The sequence below is a fragment of the Synechococcus sp. H55.9 genome, assembly GCF_047462355.1.
In the GTDB taxonomy this organism is placed as follows: domain Bacteria; phylum Cyanobacteriota; class Cyanobacteriia; order Thermostichales; family Thermostichaceae; genus Thermostichus.
The window spans coordinates 18,603-19,988 of the sequence record NZ_JANSJB010000045.1 but is presented as its reverse complement, the minus strand read 5'-3'; the positions used below and the strand labels follow the sequence as shown (position 1 = coordinate 19,988).

Here is a 1,386-nt window from a genome sequence, read left to right as displayed (position 1 = left end):
CCCTCCGGGAGAGGGGCCGGGGGTGAGGGCGCTAGCAGCGCGGAGCACTTAGAAGGTAAAAAAGTAAACACCAATGAACGGCCAGATACCTTCCTACCCTTGTCCGCCCGTTCACGGCCTCAGCCCGAGCAAAGGCGGGGCTTTGCGTTGGGAAGAACGCGGGAGTCCAAACCCCGCCCCGGCAGCACCAGCCGTTCGAGCGCGTCCCTTCCTAAAATGGGCAGGGGGGAAAGGGCAACTGCTCAGCCAATACGAACCCTTTTTCCCGCGCAACTGGAACACCTATCACGAGCCCTTTTTGGGGGGTGGAGCGGTCTTTTTTCATCTGGCCCAAGGGATCCCGCGGCGCTTTGTGTTGTCGGATATCAACCCTGAGCTGGTGAATGTATATTGCTGCCTGCGGGATCGGGTGGAGGAGATCATTGCTCTGCTCAGCCACCACCAAGCCCACCACAGCCGGGAGCACTACTACACGATCCGCGCAACTCGTTTTGCGGATCCGGTGCAACGGGCGGCACGGCTGATTTACCTAAACAAAACCTGTTTCAACGGCCTCTACCGGGAAAACTCGCGGGGAGAGTTTAATGTCCCTCTGGGCCGTTACCGTCATCCCCGCATTTGCGACGCGGAGAACCTGCGGGCCGTGGCACGAGTTTTACAGGGCGTAGAGATCGCGGTGCAGCCGTTTTGGCAGGTGCTGGAACGGGCCGAACCCGGAGATTTTGTCTATCTGGATCCTCCTTACCATCCGCTGTCTGCCAGCAGCAGCTTCACCGCCTACAGCCGGTTTGCGTTTGGCGAAACCGAACAAATCCGCCTGCGAGAGGTATTTGGGACGTTGGCCGACCGAGGGGTGCAGGTGCTGCTCTCCAATTCCGATTGCCCCTTTGTGCGGGAGCTGTACCGGGATTACCCCATCCAAACCATCGTTGCCAGCCGTGCCATCAACTGCCAGGGCCACAAACGCGGTCCCATCACCGAGGTTCTGGTTCTGAGCCATCCCACCTGCAGAGCAGAGGAAGGGATCCCGTTTTGCCCCAGAAGCGTCTAGGGTGATGGATGAGCAGGTTGAGATCCGAAACGGGATCTTGAGCTCCGGCACACATTTGAACAGACCATGGGGACAACAGCGCATGGATCCACGAGAAATCGAGGCGTTGCTACAGGCTGCCCTGCCCGGCGCAAGGGTGCAGGTGGAAGACACTGTCGGCGATGGCAGCCACTTTCAGGCCATTGTAGTGGCCGAGCAATTTCAGGGCCTGCCCCTGATCAAGCAGCATCGGCTGGTGAATGAGGCCTTGAAAACCTATTTACAGGATGGCCGCCTCCATGCTTTGGCTCTGCGCACCTTTACCCCCGCTCAGTGGGAGCAGTTCCGCGGGCTAG

2 protein-coding genes are annotated in these 1,386 nt (G+C 59.4%); both read left to right on the top strand.

The window, feature by feature from the left end:
- Positions 1 to 73 precede the first annotated feature (73 nt).
- Positions 74 to 1,051, top strand: a complete 978-nt coding sequence (locus NW857_RS07535; protein WP_414368522.1) for a DNA adenine methylase — start codon at positions 74 to 76, stop codon at positions 1,049 to 1,051.
- A gap of 82 nt (positions 1,052 to 1,133) precedes the next feature.
- A partial coding sequence (locus NW857_RS07530) for a BolA family protein (protein ID WP_414349179.1) occupies positions 1,134 to 1,386 on the top strand: 253 nt, incomplete at its 3' end.